Origin of the sequence: Bacillus sp. 1NLA3E (assembly GCF_000242895.2) — a bacterium.
In the GTDB taxonomy this organism is placed as follows: domain Bacteria; phylum Bacillota; class Bacilli; order Bacillales; family Cytobacillaceae; genus Bacillus_BU.
On sequence record NC_021171.1, the window covers coordinates 709,382 to 726,395 of the forward strand.

At 38.0% G+C, this 17,014-nt stretch carries 16 protein-coding genes; 15 read left to right on the plus strand and 1 reads right to left on the minus strand.

What is annotated here, in order from left to right; all coding sequences use genetic code 11:
* The first annotated feature begins 21 nt into the window (after positions 1 to 21).
* From B1NLA3E_RS03465 to rbsB, 12 genes are all read left to right on the plus strand, one after another.
* Positions 22 to 249 carry an aspartyl-phosphate phosphatase Spo0E family protein gene (locus B1NLA3E_RS03465; protein WP_015592470.1) on the plus strand — a complete coding sequence of 76 codons (228 nt, stop codon included), beginning with the start codon at positions 22 to 24 and terminating at the stop codon, positions 247 to 249.
* A 78-nt stretch (positions 250 to 327) separates the two neighbouring features.
* Positions 328 to 693: a response regulator transcription factor gene (locus tag B1NLA3E_RS03470; RefSeq protein WP_015592471.1), complete on the plus strand. Its 366-nt coding sequence runs from the start codon at positions 328 to 330 to the stop codon at positions 691 to 693.
* An 816-nt stretch (positions 694 to 1,509) separates the two neighbouring features.
* Positions 1,510 to 2,100 carry a hypothetical protein gene (locus B1NLA3E_RS03480; RefSeq protein ID WP_041580269.1) on the plus strand — a complete coding sequence of 197 codons (591 nt, stop codon included), beginning with the start codon at positions 1,510 to 1,512 and terminating at the stop codon, positions 2,098 to 2,100.
* 373 nt (positions 2,101 to 2,473) lie between these two features.
* Complete coding sequence (locus B1NLA3E_RS03485; protein ID WP_015592473.1) at positions 2,474 to 3,082, plus strand: hypothetical protein; 609 nt, start codon at positions 2,474 to 2,476, stop codon at positions 3,080 to 3,082.
* A gap of 197 nt (positions 3,083 to 3,279) precedes the next feature.
* Positions 3,280 to 3,810 carry an NfeD family protein gene (locus B1NLA3E_RS03490; protein ID WP_015592474.1) on the plus strand — a complete coding sequence of 177 codons (531 nt, stop codon included), beginning with the start codon at positions 3,280 to 3,282 and terminating at the stop codon, positions 3,808 to 3,810.
* Positions 3,811 to 3,822: 12 nt separating this feature from the next.
* On the plus strand, positions 3,823 to 5,391 hold the full coding sequence (locus B1NLA3E_RS03495; protein ID WP_015592475.1) for a flotillin family protein: 1,569 nt from the start codon (positions 3,823 to 3,825) through the stop codon (positions 5,389 to 5,391).
* 292 nt (positions 5,392 to 5,683) lie between these two features.
* Entirely contained in the window at positions 5,684 to 6,670 is a 987-nt protein-coding gene (locus tag B1NLA3E_RS03500) for a LacI family DNA-binding transcriptional regulator (protein WP_015592476.1), read from the plus strand.
* A gap of 5 nt (positions 6,671 to 6,675) precedes the next feature.
* Complete coding sequence (gene rbsK, locus B1NLA3E_RS03505) at positions 6,676 to 7,575, plus strand: ribokinase (RefSeq protein ID WP_041580271.1); 900 nt, start codon at positions 6,676 to 6,678, stop codon at positions 7,573 to 7,575.
* 6 nt (positions 7,576 to 7,581) lie between these two features.
* Positions 7,582 to 7,977, plus strand: a complete 396-nt coding sequence (rbsD, locus tag B1NLA3E_RS03510; RefSeq protein ID WP_015592478.1) for a D-ribose pyranase — start codon at positions 7,582 to 7,584, stop codon at positions 7,975 to 7,977.
* A gap of 1 nt (position 7,978) precedes the next feature.
* A complete protein-coding gene (locus tag B1NLA3E_RS03515; protein WP_015592479.1) occupies positions 7,979 to 9,475 on the plus strand; it encodes a sugar ABC transporter ATP-binding protein in 1,497 nt (498 codons plus the stop codon).
* 4 nt (positions 9,476 to 9,479) lie between these two features.
* Entirely contained in the window at positions 9,480 to 10,424 is a 945-nt protein-coding gene (locus tag B1NLA3E_RS03520; RefSeq protein WP_015592480.1) for an ABC transporter permease, read from the plus strand.
* Positions 10,425 to 10,455: 31 nt separating this feature from the next.
* Positions 10,456 to 11,388 (plus strand): ribose ABC transporter substrate-binding protein RbsB, encoded by a 933-nt coding sequence (gene rbsB, locus B1NLA3E_RS03525; RefSeq protein WP_015592481.1) that lies wholly within the window; start codon positions 10,456 to 10,458, stop codon positions 11,386 to 11,388.
* Between the two features lie 158 nt (positions 11,389 to 11,546).
* Here the strand turns inward: rbsB and B1NLA3E_RS03530 are convergent, their stop codons facing one another.
* The gene (locus tag B1NLA3E_RS03530; RefSeq protein ID WP_015592482.1) at positions 11,547 to 12,302 is read right to left on the minus strand and encodes a DUF3784 domain-containing protein; all 756 of its coding nucleotides are present in this window, start codon (positions 12,300 to 12,302) and stop codon (positions 11,547 to 11,549) included.
* A gap of 367 nt (positions 12,303 to 12,669) precedes the next feature.
* On the opposite strand from B1NLA3E_RS03530, the gene B1NLA3E_RS03535 reads away from it, so the two are divergent.
* From B1NLA3E_RS03535 to B1NLA3E_RS03550, 3 genes are all read left to right on the plus strand, one after another.
* Positions 12,670 to 13,059, plus strand: a complete 390-nt coding sequence (locus tag B1NLA3E_RS03535) for a MarR family winged helix-turn-helix transcriptional regulator (RefSeq protein WP_051120118.1) — start codon at positions 12,670 to 12,672, stop codon at positions 13,057 to 13,059.
* 272 nt (positions 13,060 to 13,331) lie between these two features.
* Positions 13,332 to 15,059, plus strand: a complete 1,728-nt coding sequence (locus B1NLA3E_RS03545) for an ABC transporter ATP-binding protein (protein ID WP_015592484.1) — start codon at positions 13,332 to 13,334, stop codon at positions 15,057 to 15,059.
* Complete coding sequence (locus B1NLA3E_RS03550; protein WP_015592485.1) at positions 15,056 to 16,933, plus strand: ABC transporter ATP-binding protein; 1,878 nt, start codon at positions 15,056 to 15,058, stop codon at positions 16,931 to 16,933. Before B1NLA3E_RS03545 ends, B1NLA3E_RS03550 begins: the two co-directional genes overlap by 4 nt.
* Positions 16,934 to 17,014 lie beyond the last annotated feature (81 nt).

A 17,014-nucleotide genomic window follows, 5' to 3' on the forward strand; every position in this document is an offset into this window, starting at 1 on the left:
AGTGAAAATGGAGGTAGGAAAATGACCAACCCTTATACTAGAAATTCCAATGAAAAATTGCTTGAGCGGATTAAGGAGAAGCGAAGTGAGTTAATTAACCTTGCAGCCCACCAAGGGCTAACTAGCAATAATGTTGTGAATTGTAGTCAAGAGTTAGATTCATTAATCTATCAAATTTTACTAGTGAATAAAAACGGTAGAAGGAATGAAATGCTAGAGTTAAGCAAAATGGATGGAATTCATGGCTGAGTGGCTATGAAAAGACAACAAGGATTGTGAATTTGTGAGGGACAACCCTTATAACATTTGTTTACGAGGGGGAGGAATATGGGTAAAAAGATTTTAATTGTTGGAGAAGAAATTCGGGTTAGTAATCTATTGAAAATGTACCTCGAAAAGGAATCTTATCAAATTGATACGGATGATAACGGATTTGATGGTTTAGAAAAAGCGGTAAATCAGCATTTTGATTTAATAATATTAGCCATCTTAGTTCCGATGAAGGTTGGATTCGAGGTCCTTGAAGAGTTAAGGCGAATCAAGTCAACTCCAGTTATTATGATCTCGTCCAAATGCGGGGATTTCAATAAAAAACATAGTATGGAATTGGGGGCTACTGACTATATCTTAATGCCGTTTAGCCCTCGCGAAATCGTAGTAAAAATCAAAGATCATTTAAAAAAAGGTGCCTGACCCCCGACGCGGTGGTGTGGTGAAGTGCTTTTGTTTTGATATGTGCAAGGGATGGTCCTCTCTAAGAAAAAGAGAGGTTTTTTGTGTCCTGGCAATTATTTCCCAACGTGTTAATCTAAATTAATATATATGGGAGTGGGATTTTTATCCAAAATACTTAAAAATTTTGAAAATGGTACAAAAGCACCATGAAGCTTTTATCATTGCCAACCTTAGTTGGAAAACTTAACAAAACGTAATGGATACATATTAAAAATACAAATCTATTTCTTGAAACCTAGTACTTTTCTCATAAAAGTATATCTCGACATTGAGATTTTCATAGTAAATAAGTAACAAATAAGATTTGACAATCTTGATTGTGAGTTTGACGGATTTTGCAAAAAGTGGTAGTAAGTAAAAAGGAGTTAATAGAAAAATTTTCTATAAATGTATTTAAATATACCAAATATGGTTGAATTTCGGGAAATAATTTCTGGCTATACCAGAAAATAACCTACTGTGGGAGAGAAGATTCAGGAAAGCAAATGTTGGAAAAGACGACACAGAGTAACAAAATAATGATTAAGAGGGAAAAGCATGGAGTCAAATAAATTTAAAAATTTTATTAGTAAGTGATGATGAGGTTATACATAATCAAATTTTTAAACGCTATTTCAAGTAGCTATAACGTTCAACTGATTCGCTCAGAAGATGTGGTTCGTGAAGTTAACAGGAGTACAAATCTAAAAAATGCGGCAAAAAGAGGAATTAACAATGGACTTAAGCGGATGTCAAATGCAATAAGGAAAAGAGCTAGGAAATTAGGTGAACTTTTTGGAGTATAAGGAAGAGAATTTTTTACAAGGACAAGCATCTTTCTTAATTATTATTGATGTCATTTGTACTTTTGTTTTTAGTATGCTACCGGAATGGTCGATAAAAGTTGTGTTTTTTAATCTAAGTGTTTCAATATTTTCGATTGCACTTGCAGGCTATTGGTGCAAAAGAATTTCAAGTCATATCAGGTATAACTCCCTTGTAAATTTTTTAATATTTATTTCTATGGGTTTTTTTACTGTGACACCAATGTTAAGAATGACAATAAATACTCAGATTTTCTGGTTTTTTCTTTTGTTATACTTATTCGTATTTGTTTATTCCATGATAGAGAGAGAATTGATTTTCCAGTCTTTAGTAATGAAGGCTGGAAAATCTAAGCTTTCAAAAGGGATGATTGTTTTCTTTATCATTATTATGCTAGTTGGGTCATTAACTGCACGGAATGGCCAGGAAATGGTGATATTAAAATTATTAAATGACTATCAAGGCTTATTTTTCGGATCCTGCCTTATATATGTAGTCGGTTTATTCTTCACCTTTTTATCAGTGATTATGCTAAAGAAGCCTGAGGAAATAGAGAAATGATATTGGTACAAAACAATCCATCATTAGTCTACGTATTTATTTGGGATATTGGTTTTTAAAGGAAAGAAAGGCTTTGAAAATGATTGATAAAAATAGATTGATTCCGATTAAACTCTGGTGGATCTGTACGATTTTCCTTGGCATTTCTTTTTATATATAACCTGTTATTTAATTCTAATATATCTCCAATTGTGAATGTAATAGGATTTGATGTTGATAACAAAGGTCAAAACCAGTTAAGGGAAATTTGCTAACGCAACAGATGGGTTATACGCTAATGTGGCAGATGAAAATCAGTTGGGCAAAGACCTTTCTAAACATGACAAACTATCTGATGCTGGAGGGAAAATGATGTCAGGAATAAAGAGACTAGGTGAAATTTTTGGATAAGCAAAAAAGGCTTCCGTTAAAAGAAAGTAAATTGGGTTCCGCTTTTTTTATGATTTATTTTTGTGTATTTTTAGCCAGTGCTCTTCCAGACTGGTCTTGGGATTATGGATTTGTAAATATCAGTCTAGGAACTATACTCTACCTGTTGATTATTGGGTCTTGGGTAAGAAATGATAATTCAAAACGTTTTTTTTCAATTATGAGTTATTGTGTATTATTTACGATGGCTTTTGTTTTTTCACAGCCAATTGTTAGATTGATGCTAATCGCAGAAAGTAAAATGTGGGTTGTACTTATTATTTTGTGGATCGGTATTTTTATTTTCACAACCATGATGAAAGACAAGATTTTTGAATCCTTTTCTAGTCCTGGCAAGACAAAAGCTAGCATTGCCCTTCATCTGTTTATGCTGTTTTTAATTATTGTTACGCCAATTCTTATCTTTGTTGGCAGCTTTTTGTTACAACAGTTTATTGAGTTAGACGCAACTTTTGTAATGTGTGGAATATTGCTATATGTTATTTCTTTGGTTTTATTGGTAATCCTGCCTGGTTTTTTAAAAAAGCCAGAGGATATAATCGTTCAAAAATAAAGAGGGAGCAATTACTTTCTCTTTGTAGATTGAAGTACTTTAATTTAGAAAAAAGTGTGAACTGGCGATCAGAAAATTCCCAATTGAGTAGTTTAAGTGAAGGGGAATTTCATGAGATTATAGAATAGGAATATTATTAAATTAATAATATTATGTTAATTTTTATCATTACGCCAGAATAAGAGGGAAGAGGGATTATGGAGTTATTTGGAGTATCATTAGAAACGATTTACTTATACTCATTAATTATCTCAGGGGTTGTAACGGTCTTATATCTGCTCTTTGGCGATGTTCTTAATGGTGTATTGGACGGAATTTTCAACCCAACATTGTTTTTTTCATTTATCACGATATTCTCAGCAGGTGGTTTTTTAGCAGAAATGTATACATCTTTTCATAGTGGCTTGATAGCAGCCTTTTTTGCAGTAGTCTCGTTTATCATTGTTACCTTGTTAAATGTTTTCATTCTTATTCCAATTTCCCAAGCAGAAGAATCTCTTGTTTATGAGGAAAGTGACTTAAGGGGTAGGATTGGCACAATTATTACCACTGTCCCAGAGGATGGTTTTGGGGAAGTATTAATTGAAAGCATTAGTGGACGCATCTCAAAACCGGCTGTTAGTTTGAAGAAAAATGTAATTCCAAATGGAAGTAAGGTTCTAGTAATTGACGTTGACAATGGAGTGCTTCAGGTTGAACTTTATGAACAGGCAGAGAATTTTTTCTAGGAGGGTGTTTGAATGGAATTTAATATTATCTTTATCGTAGTTGGCATTGTTGTTTTTCTACTACTTGCCCTAATTGGAATTTTTATTACGAAATATAAAACGGCTGGACCTGATGAGGCATTAATTGTAAATGGTAGTTTTCTAGGTAGCAAGAATGTACATTTGGATGAATCAAGTAATAAAATTAAGATCATCAGAGGCGGTGGTGCCTTCATATTTCCAGTATTTCAGCAGGCACGTCCATTAAGCCTTTTATCAAGCAAGCTTGAAGTAACGACACCGGAAGTGTACACAGAACAAGGTGTTCCAGTCATGGCAGATGGAACGGCAATCATTAAAATCGGTGGGTCGATTAGTGAGATTGCGACAGCGGCGGAGCAATTTCTTGGTAAAACAAAGCAAGATCGCGAAAATGAAGCTAGAGAAGTGCTCGAAGGTCATCTCCGTTCTATTTTAGGATCAATGACAGTTGAAGAAATATATAAAAATCGTGATAAGTTCTCGCAGGAAGTTCAGAGAGTTGCGTCACAGGACTTAGCAAAAATGGGCTTGATCATTGTTTCATTTACCATAAAAGATGTTCGTGACAAAAACGGTTATTTAGATTCACTTGGTAAACCGCGGATTGCTCAAGTGAAGCGTGATGCTGATATCGCGACGGCTGAAGCAGAAAAAGAGACGAGGATAAAAAAGGCAGAGGCTGCGAAGGAAGCTAAAAAAGCAGAGCTAGAAAGAGCTACTGAAATTGCTGAAGCAGAAAAACTGAATCAATTACAAATTGCCGAGTTTCGCCGTGAACAGGATATTGCAAAAGCAAAAGCTGACCAAGCATATGACTTAGAGACAGCCCGTTCGAAGCAAGATGTTACGGAACAAGAAATGCAGGTCAAGATCATCGAACGTCAGAAGCAAATTGAGCTAGAAGAAAAGGAAATTTTGCGTCGTGAAAAGCAATATGATTCAGAGGTTAAGAAGAAAGCCGATGCAGACCGTTATGCCGTAGAACAATCGGCTGCCGCACAAAAAGCTAAGCAAATTTATGATGCCGATGCGAATAAATACCGGATTGAAGCGATGGCACGTGCTGAGGCTGAAAAAGTTAGGATCGATGGACTTGCGAAAGCTGATGCGCAAAGAGCACAAGGGGAAGCTGAAGCAGAAATTATCCGTTTAAAAGGGATTGCGGAAGCGGAGGCGAAGGAGAAAATTGCCGAAGCGTTCGAACAGTTTGGTCAGGCAGCTATTCTCGACATGATCATGAAAATGTTGCCTGAATATGCCAAACAGGTTGCGGCGCCATTAGGTAATATTGATAAAATTACCGTCGTTGATACAGGTGGAAGTGGTCCGAACAGTGGAGCGAATAAGGTGACGGGCTATGCAACGAACTTGATGTCCACTCTCCAAGAGTCGCTAAAGGCTTCATCCGGAATTGATGTAAGAGAGTTAATTGAAAACTTTTCAGGAAAGGCAAATTTACGGAAAAGTATCGATTCGGTGGCTCCTGGAATTCTGGAGACAACCAAGTACACGGCTGCGGCAAAAGATACTTCGACAAACGATACTGGTCAAAATAAATAAAAATAAATGGTGCCTGACCCCGGCGATGTAACGCATTAACGCATCGGGGGTCAGGCACCAATTTTTTATTTTGTTTAACCTAACCACTAGCTTACTAGAAACCTATATTTGTATATTGACACAATATAATAAAGCGCTTACAATAATACATGTAACGGGTTACATAAAATTCCTCATAGTTGAGGTGTACATGTAACCATTACATCAGGGAATATTTTTTTAAATAGTATGTAACGGGTTACATATAACCAATAAATAATACCGAATTAGTTTCCCAGGAGGGTGTGAACAGATGACGACGATTAAAGATGTTGCTCATGAAGCAGAAGTGTCTGTTGCCACCGTATCTCGAGTTTTAAATAACGTTGGCTATGTAAATGAGGAAACAAGGAAAAGGGTAGAAAAGGCCATTTCCAAATTAAACTATAAACCGAATGCAGTTGCTAGAAGCCTTTTTAAAAAACAGTCTAAGACGATTGCGTTAATCGTACCGGATATTAAGAATCCCTTTTTTCCAGAAATAGCAAGGGCAATCGAAGATGTTATGAACAAAAAGGAATATACCTTAATATTGTGTAATTCGGATGAAAAAGAGGAAAAAGAGAGAAAATATTTAGAAGTCATGAAGCAAAAATATGTAGATGGGGTCATTATTGTTACTAGCACGTTGACTCCAAAACATGTAGAGGAAACTGGAATTCCGATTGTTGCCTTGGATCGTCCCATTGCCCACAGCATCCCATCCGTATCAGTTAATAACTTTGATGGAGCAAGGCAAGCAGTGCAATATTTAAAATCAATTGGATGTAAAAAAATCGCACATGTACGTGGACCAGAAAATATCATTAATTCGGATGAACGGTTTAATGGATATTTAGCAGAAGTTAAACAAGAACCTTGGTTTAATGAGGAGTATATAGTAACAGGAAATTTCAATGTAGTGCAAACCACAGAGGTAACCAAGAAATTTTTTACCGAAAATCCAGACGTGGATGGAATTTTTGCGGGTAATGATTACATGGCGGTTGGAGTCATCAAGGCTGCGGTTGAAATGGGATTAAGAGTCCCAGATGATCTTGCGGTGATAGGATTTGATGGGATTCAACTTTGTCAATTAACCAGTCCGGAATTAACAACAATGGCACAGCCGATATATGAGTTGGGCTATACAGCTGCCGAGCTCCTACTGGATCTGATCGAAGGAAGAACAGTTTCAAAAATGCACCACGAGTTCGAGGTAAGACTAATAGAACGGCAATCAACTAGGATTATGGGGTGAACAATATGACAAATAAGAAAATTACTGTTATAGGCAGCATTAATATGGATCTTGTCACCAAAACAAATCAAATTCCAAAGGTAGGGGAAACTCTCATTGGTGAGGCGTTTCATACCATTCCTGGTGGAAAAGGAGCAAATCAAGCAGTGGCAGCAGCTCGTTTAGGCTCAGACGTAACCCTTATTGGTTGCGTTGGGGCTGACTCCTTTGGTGTCGAGTTAACAAAGCATTTATACAACCAAAGCATTAATACAGAAAATGTGGAACCGGTTACAGATTGTTCTACCGGAATTGCTTCTATCACTTTATCTAATGGGGATAATAGTATTATTGTGGTTCCTGGTGCTAATTACGCTGTAACTACAGATTTTGTGGCTAAGCATGAAGAAGTAATTGCCAACAGCGATATTTTACTTTTGCAGCTTGAAATACCTTTGGAGAGTGTAATTATGGCGGCAGAACTTGCCCGTAAGCATGATGTCCTGATCATTTTAAATCCTGCGCCTATCCAACCGCTACCGAAGTCTCTGTTAAAAATGGTGGACTACTTGACGCCTAATGAGCATGAACAGGAGTTACTTCTTACTTCATGTGACTGGACCGCAGAAGAACTCAGGGAAATTAAAGAAAAATGTATTGTTACTAAAGGATCAAAGGGAGTTTCCCTTTTTAAAGATGGTGAAATACAGCTTCCAAGTTATAAGGTAGAGGCTGTTGATACAACTGGTGCAGGGGATTCCTTTAATGGTGCACTAGCCTATTCATTGAGCAACGGTGCAAACCTTGAGGAAGCGTGTAGGTTTGCAAATATAGTTGGGGCAATCTCTGTAACAAAATTAGGTGCCCAAAGTGGTATGCCAACCATTCAAGAGGTTGAGTTATTTTTACAATCACAGAAAGGGTGAACGAAGATGAAAAAACAAGGGATTTTAAACAGCCACATTTCTGAAGTCCTTTCAAGAATGGGCCATACAGATACTATTGTGATTGGTGATTGTGGACTACCAATTCCAGATGGGACGATTCGAATTGATCTAGCAATTAAGCTAGGGAATCCATCTTTCATGGAAGTACTAGAAGCAGTGTTCCAGGATATGGCAGTCGAAAAACTGACACTTGCTAATGAAATAAAAGAATTTAACCCAAATGTTATGAGTGAAGTATTAGCTTTGACTAATGGAATTCCAGCTCAATATATGTCCCACGAACAGTTCAAGGAAGAAACGAAAAAAGCAAAAGCGATTATTCGCACTGGGGAGGCAACTCCTTTTGCGAATATCATCCTACATGCAGGAGTGATCTTCTAACATGAGCATAAAACCAGTAATCGAAATGAAAGGAATCAGTAAGGCATTTTCTGGAAATAAGGTCTTAGAAAGTGTTGAGTTCACGATTTTACAGGGTGAAGTTCATGCTTTAATGGGTGAGAATGGTGCTGGGAAATCAACCCTTATGAAAATTTTGACCGGTATTTATGAACGTGATGCTGGAACGATATCGCTTAACGGAAAAGAGGTTCATTTTAAAAATGCTAAAGAGGCAGAAAATGCCGGCATTGCTGTTATTCATCAGGAGTTAAATATTATTCCCTATTTAACAGTTGCCGAAAATATGTTTCTTGGCAAAGAGCTAACTGTTGGGAAGTTAGGGATTACTAGAGATAAAGAAATGAGACAAAAGACAAGAGAATATTTGAATCGTTTAGGGATCGATATTGACCCTGCAATGGAAGCGGGTCAACTTTCAGTAGGGCAGCAGCAGATGATTGAAATCGCCCGTGCCGTTGCTGCAAAAACTGAAGTTTTAGTCATGGATGAACCAACCGCAGCCCTGACTGAACGAGAAATAAAAGCATTATTTAAAGTTATCTCTTCTTTGAAAAATGAAGGTGTTGGAATTGTCTATATATCCCACAGAATGGAAGAGATTTTTGAAATATGTGATCGAATTTCGGTTCTGCGTGATGGACAATTTATCGGAGTCAAAGAGGTTTCTAATACTTCATTTGATGAAATCGTCAAAATGATGGTGGGACGCCAGCTTGGTGACCGCTATCCAGAACGTGATACTGTAATTGGTGCAGAAAGATTAAAAGTGGAGGGCCTAACCTGTAAGGGTAGCTTTGAAAACATTAGCTTTTCCGTCAACCAAGGTGAAATTTTAGGTGTTGCCGGCCTCATGGGTGCAGGTAGAACGGAAATAATGGAAGCAATCTTTGGTTTTCGCCCCATTCAAGTCGGGCAAATTTCTATTGATGGACAAGCCATTTCCATTCGGAAACCATTTGATGCAATTCGAGCTGGAATCGGGTTTATTACGGAGGATCGTAAGAGTGAAGGCTTAGTGCTCGGTCTGTCTGTTAGGGAAAATTTTTCGCTGACAAATTTAAATAAAATTTCCAAAAACAGCATTATTTCAAACGCAGAGGAATTGAGTTTTGTAGATGAAATGATTGATAAGCTTCGTGTGAAGACCTCAGGTCGAGAGCAAATCGTGAAATCACTAAGCGGAGGAAACCAACAGAAAATAGTCATTGGTAAATGGCTTGGGATTAATCCAAAAATATTAATATTAGATGAGCCAACCCGAGGTGTAGATGTTGGTGCTAAGAAGGAAATATATCAACTTATGAATGATCTAACTAAACAGGGTGTTGCCATCATCATGGTTTCTTCTGAACTTCCTGAAATTCTTGGAATGAGTGATAGAGTCCTGGTAGTTCATGAAGGGAAAATATCTGCTGTTATTGACAAAGCAAATGCAGATCAAGAAATCATTATGCAAGCAGCGACAGGAGGGAAATAATATCATGAAGTCCAATAATTCGATAACGAATCAATTGCAGAAACTTGGGCCATTAGTAGGGTTAGCTATTATTACTGTCATCCTATCGGTTATTAGTCCAAGCTTCCTAACTTTGGATAATCTTTTTAATGTGTTACGTCAAGTATCGATCAACGCTCTAATAGCTTTTGGGATGACCTTTGTAATTTTAACGGGGGGAATAGACTTATCTGTTGGTTCAATCCTGGCGCTTTCATCCGCGTTAACTGCTGGTATGCTTGCAAATGGAATAGATCCAATCCTAGCGATTATATTAGGATTACTAGCAGGAGCACTTATGGGGTCAATAAACGGCTTGATTATTACAAAAGGTAAGGTTGCTCCATTTATAGCTACATTAGCAACGATGACTATTTTTAGAGGTGCTACATTAGTCTATACAGATGGTCGTCCGATAACTGGTCTTACGGAGAGCAAGCTATTTGAAATGATGGGTAGAGGGTATCTTGGATGGATTCCTGTTCCGATTTTATGGATGCTTGCTTCTTATTTTATTCTTTACTTTATCTTGAAAAAAACGACCTTTGGTCGCCGCGTGTATGCGATTGGTGGTAATGAAGAAGCTTCTATTTTGTCAGGAATTCGTGTAGATAGGGTAAAACTATGGGTGTATTCCATTACTGGTACACTTGCAGCCCTTGCTGGTATTATCCTTGCATCACGGTTGAATTCCTCTCAGCCGACTGCAGGTGCAGCCTATGAACTAGACGCCATTGCCGCAGTTGTTCTAGGTGGGACAAGCCTTTCCGGTGGGAAGGGATGGATTTTTGGAACATTGGTAGGGGCCCTCATAATTGGGGTTTTAAATAATGGTTTAAATTTAATGAATGTGAGCTCCTTTTATCAGCAGGTCGTTAAAGGAGGTGTTATTTTACTAGCAGTCCTACTTGATCGCAAGAAAACAGCATAACAGCATAATTATAATAGGGGGTCATTTTTCGATGAAAAAGCTTTTTAAAGGATTATTATTTTTCTCACTTATGATGGTGTTACTTGTAGGTTGTTCAACAAAAGCTCCACAAACCTCTGATTCAAAAAAAGAGGATAAAAAGGATGATACAGTTAAAATTGGTTTATCCATTTCAACTTTAAATAACCCATTCTTTGTTTCATTAAAAGAAGGTGCTGAAGCAGAAGCAAAGGCTAAAGGAGCAGATATCATTGTTGTTGATGCTCAAAATGATTCCGCTAAGCAAGTTAGTGATATTGAAGATTTAATTCAAAAAGGTATTGATGTATTACTTGTAAACCCAACTGACTCAGCGGCAGTAACAGCTGCAATCGAGTCTGCAAACAGTGCAAACATTCCAGTAATTACAGTTGACCGTAGCGCTGAAGGTGGAGAAGTAGTGGCTCACATTGCTTCTGATAACGTGGCTGGTGGTAAAATGGCCGGAGACTTTATTTTAGAAAAGCTTGAAAAAAAGGGCAAAGTTGTTGAGTTAGAAGGAATTGCAGGATCTTCAGCTGCTCGTGAGCGCGGAGAAGGCTTCCATAAATCAATTGATCCAGTATCTGACATTAAAGTCGTTGCAAAACAAGCAGCAGACTTTGATCGCGCAAAAGGATTATCAGTTATGGAAAACATTCTACAAGCTAACAAAGACATTAAAGCGGTCTTTGCTCATAACGATGAAATGGCTTTAGGTGCTGTTGAAGCATTAGAAGCTGCAGGCTTAAAAGATGTAATTGTTGTAGGTTTTGATGCAAATGAGGATGCCGTAAAAGCAGTTGAAGCTGGAACTATGGCTGCAACAGTAGCACAAAAGCCTACTATTATTGGACAACAAGGTGTCACTACTGCTATAAAGGTCGCTGCTGGTGAAAAAGTTGATAAATTTATTCCAGTTGCATTGGAATTAATTAAAAAATAATAGCTGTTTCGACCACAAAGGCTACCAGAAATCTGGTGGCCTTTGTGTTGTTTAAGAGATAATAACGTACTCATTTATGGAATTAAAAGGTGACTGACCTCCAGAGCACTAGCGCTTTAACGCGTCGGGGGTCAGGCACCACTTTGTGTTTTAAAGCATTAAAGCGTCGCTGGGGAGTTTTCTTTATTGTGTTGATTGAATTTTGCTGTTATTTCATCATACCATTTCTGGGTATTATCAGAGCTGGCACTGTTTATGAAGATTTTCTTGTTTTTTAATTCGATGTAAAGGATGGGAGAAGAGCCTTTCTGGATAAACAGTAAGCTACTACCATACCCTTTTACTTTGAAATACCCTTTGTCCATTGTTGATAGGCCGCATCCATTTTGTTTCCAGGTTACTTCGGGCATTTTCTCCAGCATTTCAATTTTCTGTATATCGTTAATCTTCCACTCGTCACCATATATTCCAGTGATTTCAAAGCTGTCCTTTTGGGTGATTAAGTCATAATCTTGATAACCAAAAAACATGAGGACAACGACAAAGCTGTTCACGACTACAAAGAGAGTGCTGCTAATAATGTAACTCCGCTTTCGCTTCTTCTCCACTTCGTATTTAGACAAATAAATGAGTCCGCCAAGTAAAAAGACAAGCATAAAGCCGAATTGGATTTCAATAGAATATTTGAATGAAGTGAATGTCAAAGGTAGCAGTAACAGCAACCCAGTCCCTGTTAACAGCAATAATGCTCCTGTCTTCTGTAGGTAACCATTTTCAATTAATTGTTGCTGTTCTTCTTTCGGGCGTGTCGCAAAACCAGAAAGGAGCCAATATGCTTTTTTCTTCCGAAGAGCCCACCCCATAATTAAAAATAATAAAACCAGAAATAGTTGAATACCAAAAAGGAACCACATAAAGAGTCCTCCCAAAAAACTTTTATTTTGGATATGGAAGATCCAATCTGTTAATTAAATTATATATCTTTATGAAAATATTTGTTTAAATATGTGTCTGGATCTCTGGTGGTTTAGCGCCTTAACACGTTGTGGGTCAGGCACCTTTTTGTGTGTTGTTCATATTCAGTTCATATTGATTTAGTATTGTAATGTTGTAGTTTTTATATATTGACTCTTGGCATAATCCGCAATATACTTAGGTGTATTAAATATTAGGTAACCTAATTATTATTATACCTAAGTAAATGAGGTGCTTAAAATAGAGGATTATAATCAAAAATTGGCACAGGAGCTGTTATCGACTTTTAGGAAGTTTCCAAAGATCATGGTAAATCGCAGAAAGAGCACTGTACAAAAAAGAAGTGAAATTATGGTGCTGTTTTGTATAAAAAAATCCGGTGAAACCGAGATGAAGGTTTCAGAAATAAGCCGCATACTTCAGGTTAAAGCACCAACGGTTACACAACTAGTCAACGAATTAGAAAATAGGGGACAAGTTGAAAGGATAACTCGTTCTTCTGACCGCCGCTCCGTATGGATCAAAATAACGGAAGAGGGAGAAAAGGTTATCGAGAAAGCCGAGGAGGAGATTCGCAGCACTTACAGTGGTTTAATAGACTACCTTGGTGAAGAAGAAAGCAGAATGCTGATTGCCTCATTGGACAAAGTATACGCGTTTTTTTTAAAGCGTATGGATGAGGAAAATTTAGAATAAATGCAGATATTTTAGCTAATTGAGTTACTCGAGTCAACTATTTAAGAAAAGGCTGTGTTAAAGCTCAATGTTGGTTTTTTGTACAATGTTGATTGGAGTGGAAGGCACGAAGACTCCTGCGGGAGCAGCGGGACAGGTGAGACCCCACAGGCGCCTAAGCGCCGAGGAGGCTCACCGCCCGCCCCTAAGGTGCGCGAGTGCCTGGAACGGAAATCAACATTCTAGTTTAACAAAGCCTAAGAAAAAGAATAACCGATTGGAGATGGCGTAACGTGCTGAAATTACTCAGGACTTTAAAAGCATTCAAGTTTCAAGTCGCACTGGTTTTTCTCTTTGTGTTTTTGCAGACATTATCTGATTTATATTTGCCAAAATTAATGTCGCATATTATTGATAAAGGAGTAGTGACTGGAGATAAGGATTATATATGGAGGATTGGCGGAATCATGCTGTTAGTTGCAGCGGGAGGACTGGTTTGTACTGTCCTTGTAAGCTTTTTATCAGCAAAGGTTTCTGCTGGCTTTGGAAGGAATACACGCAAGCAGGTATTTACACATGTAGAAAACTTTTCTTTACAGGAGTTTGACAAAATTGGAACAGCGTCTCTTATTACGAGAACGACAAATGACATTACTCAAGTACAAAACGTGTTAGTGATGATGCTTAGGATGATGATTTGGGCACCATTTATGGCGATTGGTGGCATTTTTATGGCTGTAAATCAAGATGCTGAGCTCTCATGGGTTTTTGTTGGGGTAATACCGGTGATTGCTCTGCTTATTTTTGGGATTATGAAAAAAGGGGTCCCGTTTTTTAAAGCTATGCAAGTAAAATTGGACCGGTTGAACCAAGTTGTTCGTGAACAATTAATGGGAATTAGGGTCATTCGCTCATTCAACCGCAGTGATTTTGAAAAAAAACGGTTTAACAAAGCTAACCTAGATTTAACTGATACTGCAGTGAAAGTTAACAGGATTATGGCCTTTATGATGCCGGCGATGATGTTAATAATGAACGTTGCAATCGTGGCGATTGTTTGGTTCGGGAGTATCCGTATTGATAATATGGCGATGGATCTTGGCGATTTAATGGCTTTTATTCAATACGCGATGCAAATCATGATGGCTCTCGTGATGGTTTCGTTTATGTTTGTTTTAGTGCCAAGAGCTTCTGTTTCGGCAGTCAGAATTAACGAGGTTCTGGATATGAAGCCTGTTATTAAAAATAGTATTAACACAAAACTTGCAAACCAACAAAGAGGAATGGTCGAGTTTAAAGACGTTACATTCAGCTATCCAGGTGCTGAAATCCCAGCTCTCTCTCATATATCTTTTATAGCAAAACAAGGACAAACAACAGCGATAATTGGTGGGACTGGCTCAGGGAAAACCACTATGCTCAGTTTAATTCCACGTTTTTATGATATTACAGGTGGGAGTATTTTAGTGGATGGAATTGACATACGTGAGCAATCACAAGAAAGCTTACGTGAAAAAATAGGATATGTCCCGCAAAAGGCAGTTTTGTTCAGTGGAACGATTGCGGATAATATTCGCTATGGGAAAGAAAACGCGACTGACGAAGAAATCCGTCATGCGGCGGAAATTGCCCAAGCGACAGATTTTATTTTGGTAAAAGAGGAAGGTTATGAATCACAAATTTCTCAGGGCGGAACGAACGTTTCTGGTGGACAAAAACAACGCTTATCAATCGCCCGTGCATTGGTTAGAAAGCCGGAGATCTATTTATTTGACGATAGTTTCTCAGCATTAGATTTAAAGACTGATGCAAAATTGCGTGCTGCTTTAAAAGGGGAAACGACTGACTCTACCGTTATCATTGTTGCACAGCGGGTTAGCACGGTAATGAATGCAGATCAAATCATTGTACTAGAAGACGGAGAAATTTCTGGAATAGGCACCCACAAGGATTTATTAAAAAATAGTGAAGTATATCGTGAAATTGTATCTTCTCAGATGTCAGAGGAGGAGTCAGCATGAGTGAAAAAAATAAAAATAAACCAGCTGGAGGACCTGGCTTTGGTCCTGGACGAGGCATGGGCATGGGGATGCCAGTTCAAAAAGCAAAAGACTTTAAAGGAACTTTAGGAAGGCTAATTGTCTATTTTAAACCGCAAAAATTACAATTACTAACTGTTTTTGTAGCGGCAATATTGAGTACTATTTTTATGATTGCTAGTCCTAAGGTTTTAGGGAAGGCGATTACCAAGCTGTTTGAAGGGATGATGATGAAATTCAAGGGCGTCCCTGGAGCAGAAGTGGACTTTAGTTATATTGGGAAGATCCTGTTAATTTTAATAGGCTTATATATTATCAGTTCATTATTCACCTACATTCAACAGTATATAATGGCTGGAGTAGCACAAAAGGTCGTTTATAAGCTACGGGAAGAAGTTAACGAAAAGCTGGCGAAGCTCCCGTTAAAATATTATGATTCACGGACCCATGGTGAAACATTAAGCCGAATTACAAATGATATTGATAATATTAGTAACACATTGCAACAAAGTTTGACACAGATGATTACTTCGGTCATAACGATTATTGGTGTCATTGTTATGATGCTAACAATCAGCCCATTATTAACCCTGATTTGTTTATTAACTTTGCCTTTATCCTTTGTTGGCACGATCCTAATTGCAAAACGTTCGCAAAAGTATTTTAAAGCACAGCAAAAAACTCTAGGCGAACTTAATGGGCATGTGGAAGAAATGTATACAGGTCATCCAATTGTAAAAGTATTTGGTCGTGAGCAACAGTCGATTGATACCTTTACTGGAATCAATGATCACTTGTACGATTCTGGCTGGAAATCGCAGTTTATTTCCGGGGTGATTATGCCCGTAATGATGTTCATTAACAATATTAGCTTTGTACTAATTTGTGTCATTGGTGGTATTCTCGTTACGAAAAGAACAATTGAAATTGGTGATATTCAGGCGTTTATTCAATATGCACGCCAGTTCTCTCAACCGATTTCACAAACTGCTCAGATCGCGAATATTGTTCAATCGACAATCGCATCTGCTGAGCGTGTGTTTGAAATTTTAGACGAAGAAAATATCGTGGAGACAGGAAAATCAGACATGATCGAAAACCCAAAAGGAACTGTAACTTTTGAACATGTTGATTTTTCCTATAAAAAAGATGCTCCTCTGATTGAAGACATGAATATTGCTGTAAAGCCGGGGCAAACAATTGCAATTGTTGGACCAACTGGCGCAGGTAAGACAACCTTGGTTAACCTATTAATGCGTTTCTATGAATTGGATGGCGGAAAAATCTCCATCGATGGAGTAGACATTACCAGCATGAAACATGAAACATTAAGGAGCATGTTCGGAATGGTGTTGCAGGATACGTGGTTATTTAACGGATCCATTCACGATAATATTGGCTACGGTCGAATCGGGGCAACCGATGAGGATATCTATGCAGCAGCGAGAGCGGCACATGCCGATCAGTTTATCCGGACTTTGCCGGAAGGCTATGATACTGTGTTAAACGAAGAGGCTTCAAATATCTCGCAAGGGCAAAAACAATTATTAACAATTGCTCGCGCGATTTTGGCAAATCCAAAGATCTTAATTCTAGATGAAGCAACGAGTAGTGTGGATACCCGGACTGAAATTCAAATTCAACATGCGATGGATGCGTTGATGGAGGGTAGAACCAGCTTTGTTATTGCCCATCGTTTGTCAACGATTCGTGAAGCGGACTTAATTCTAGTCATGAATCAAGGTAGTGTAATTGAGCAAGGAAGTCACGATGAACTATTAGAACAAAATGGCTTCTATGCTGATCTATACAACAGTCAATTCGCAACTGGAAACTTTGAACCAGAATCTGCATAAATAAAATGGTGCCTGACCCCCGGCATGGTAACGCGTTAAACCACCGGGGGTCAGGCACCGTTTTTTACATTAACGCGGTAA

Excerpts from the sequence above, each read along its gene's own strand:
- B1NLA3E_RS03465 (WP_015592470.1), top strand. The coding sequence starts at position 22 with ATGACCAACCCTTATACTAGAAATTCCAATGAAAAATTGCTTGAGCGG.
- B1NLA3E_RS03470 (WP_015592471.1), top strand. The coding sequence starts at position 328 with ATGGGTAAAAAGATTTTAATTGTTGGAGAAGAAATTCGGGTTAGTAAT.
- B1NLA3E_RS03490 (WP_015592474.1), top strand. The coding sequence starts at position 3,280 with ATGGAGTTATTTGGAGTATCATTAGAAACGATTTACTTATACTCATTA.
- B1NLA3E_RS03495 (WP_015592475.1), top strand. The coding sequence starts at position 3,823 with ATGGAATTTAATATTATCTTTATCGTAGTTGGCATTGTTGTTTTTCTA.
- B1NLA3E_RS03500 (WP_015592476.1), top strand. The coding sequence starts at position 5,684 with ATGACGACGATTAAAGATGTTGCTCATGAAGCAGAAGTGTCTGTTGCC.
- rbsK (WP_041580271.1), top strand. The coding sequence starts at position 6,676 with ATGACAAATAAGAAAATTACTGTTATAGGCAGCATTAATATGGATCTT.
- rbsD (WP_015592478.1), top strand. The coding sequence starts at position 7,582 with ATGAAAAAACAAGGGATTTTAAACAGCCACATTTCTGAAGTCCTTTCA.
- B1NLA3E_RS03515 (WP_015592479.1), top strand. The coding sequence starts at position 7,979 with ATGAGCATAAAACCAGTAATCGAAATGAAAGGAATCAGTAAGGCATTT.
- B1NLA3E_RS03520 (WP_015592480.1), top strand. The coding sequence starts at position 9,480 with ATGAAGTCCAATAATTCGATAACGAATCAATTGCAGAAACTTGGGCCA.
- rbsB (WP_015592481.1), top strand. The coding sequence starts at position 10,456 with ATGAAAAAGCTTTTTAAAGGATTATTATTTTTCTCACTTATGATGGTG.
- B1NLA3E_RS03530 (WP_015592482.1), bottom strand. The coding sequence starts at position 12,302 with ATGTGGTTCCTTTTTGGTATTCAACTATTTCTGGTTTTATTATTTTTA.
- B1NLA3E_RS03535 (WP_051120118.1), top strand. The coding sequence starts at position 12,670 with ATGGTAAATCGCAGAAAGAGCACTGTACAAAAAAGAAGTGAAATTATG.
- B1NLA3E_RS03550 (WP_015592485.1), top strand. The coding sequence starts at position 15,056 with ATGAGTGAAAAAAATAAAAATAAACCAGCTGGAGGACCTGGCTTTGGT.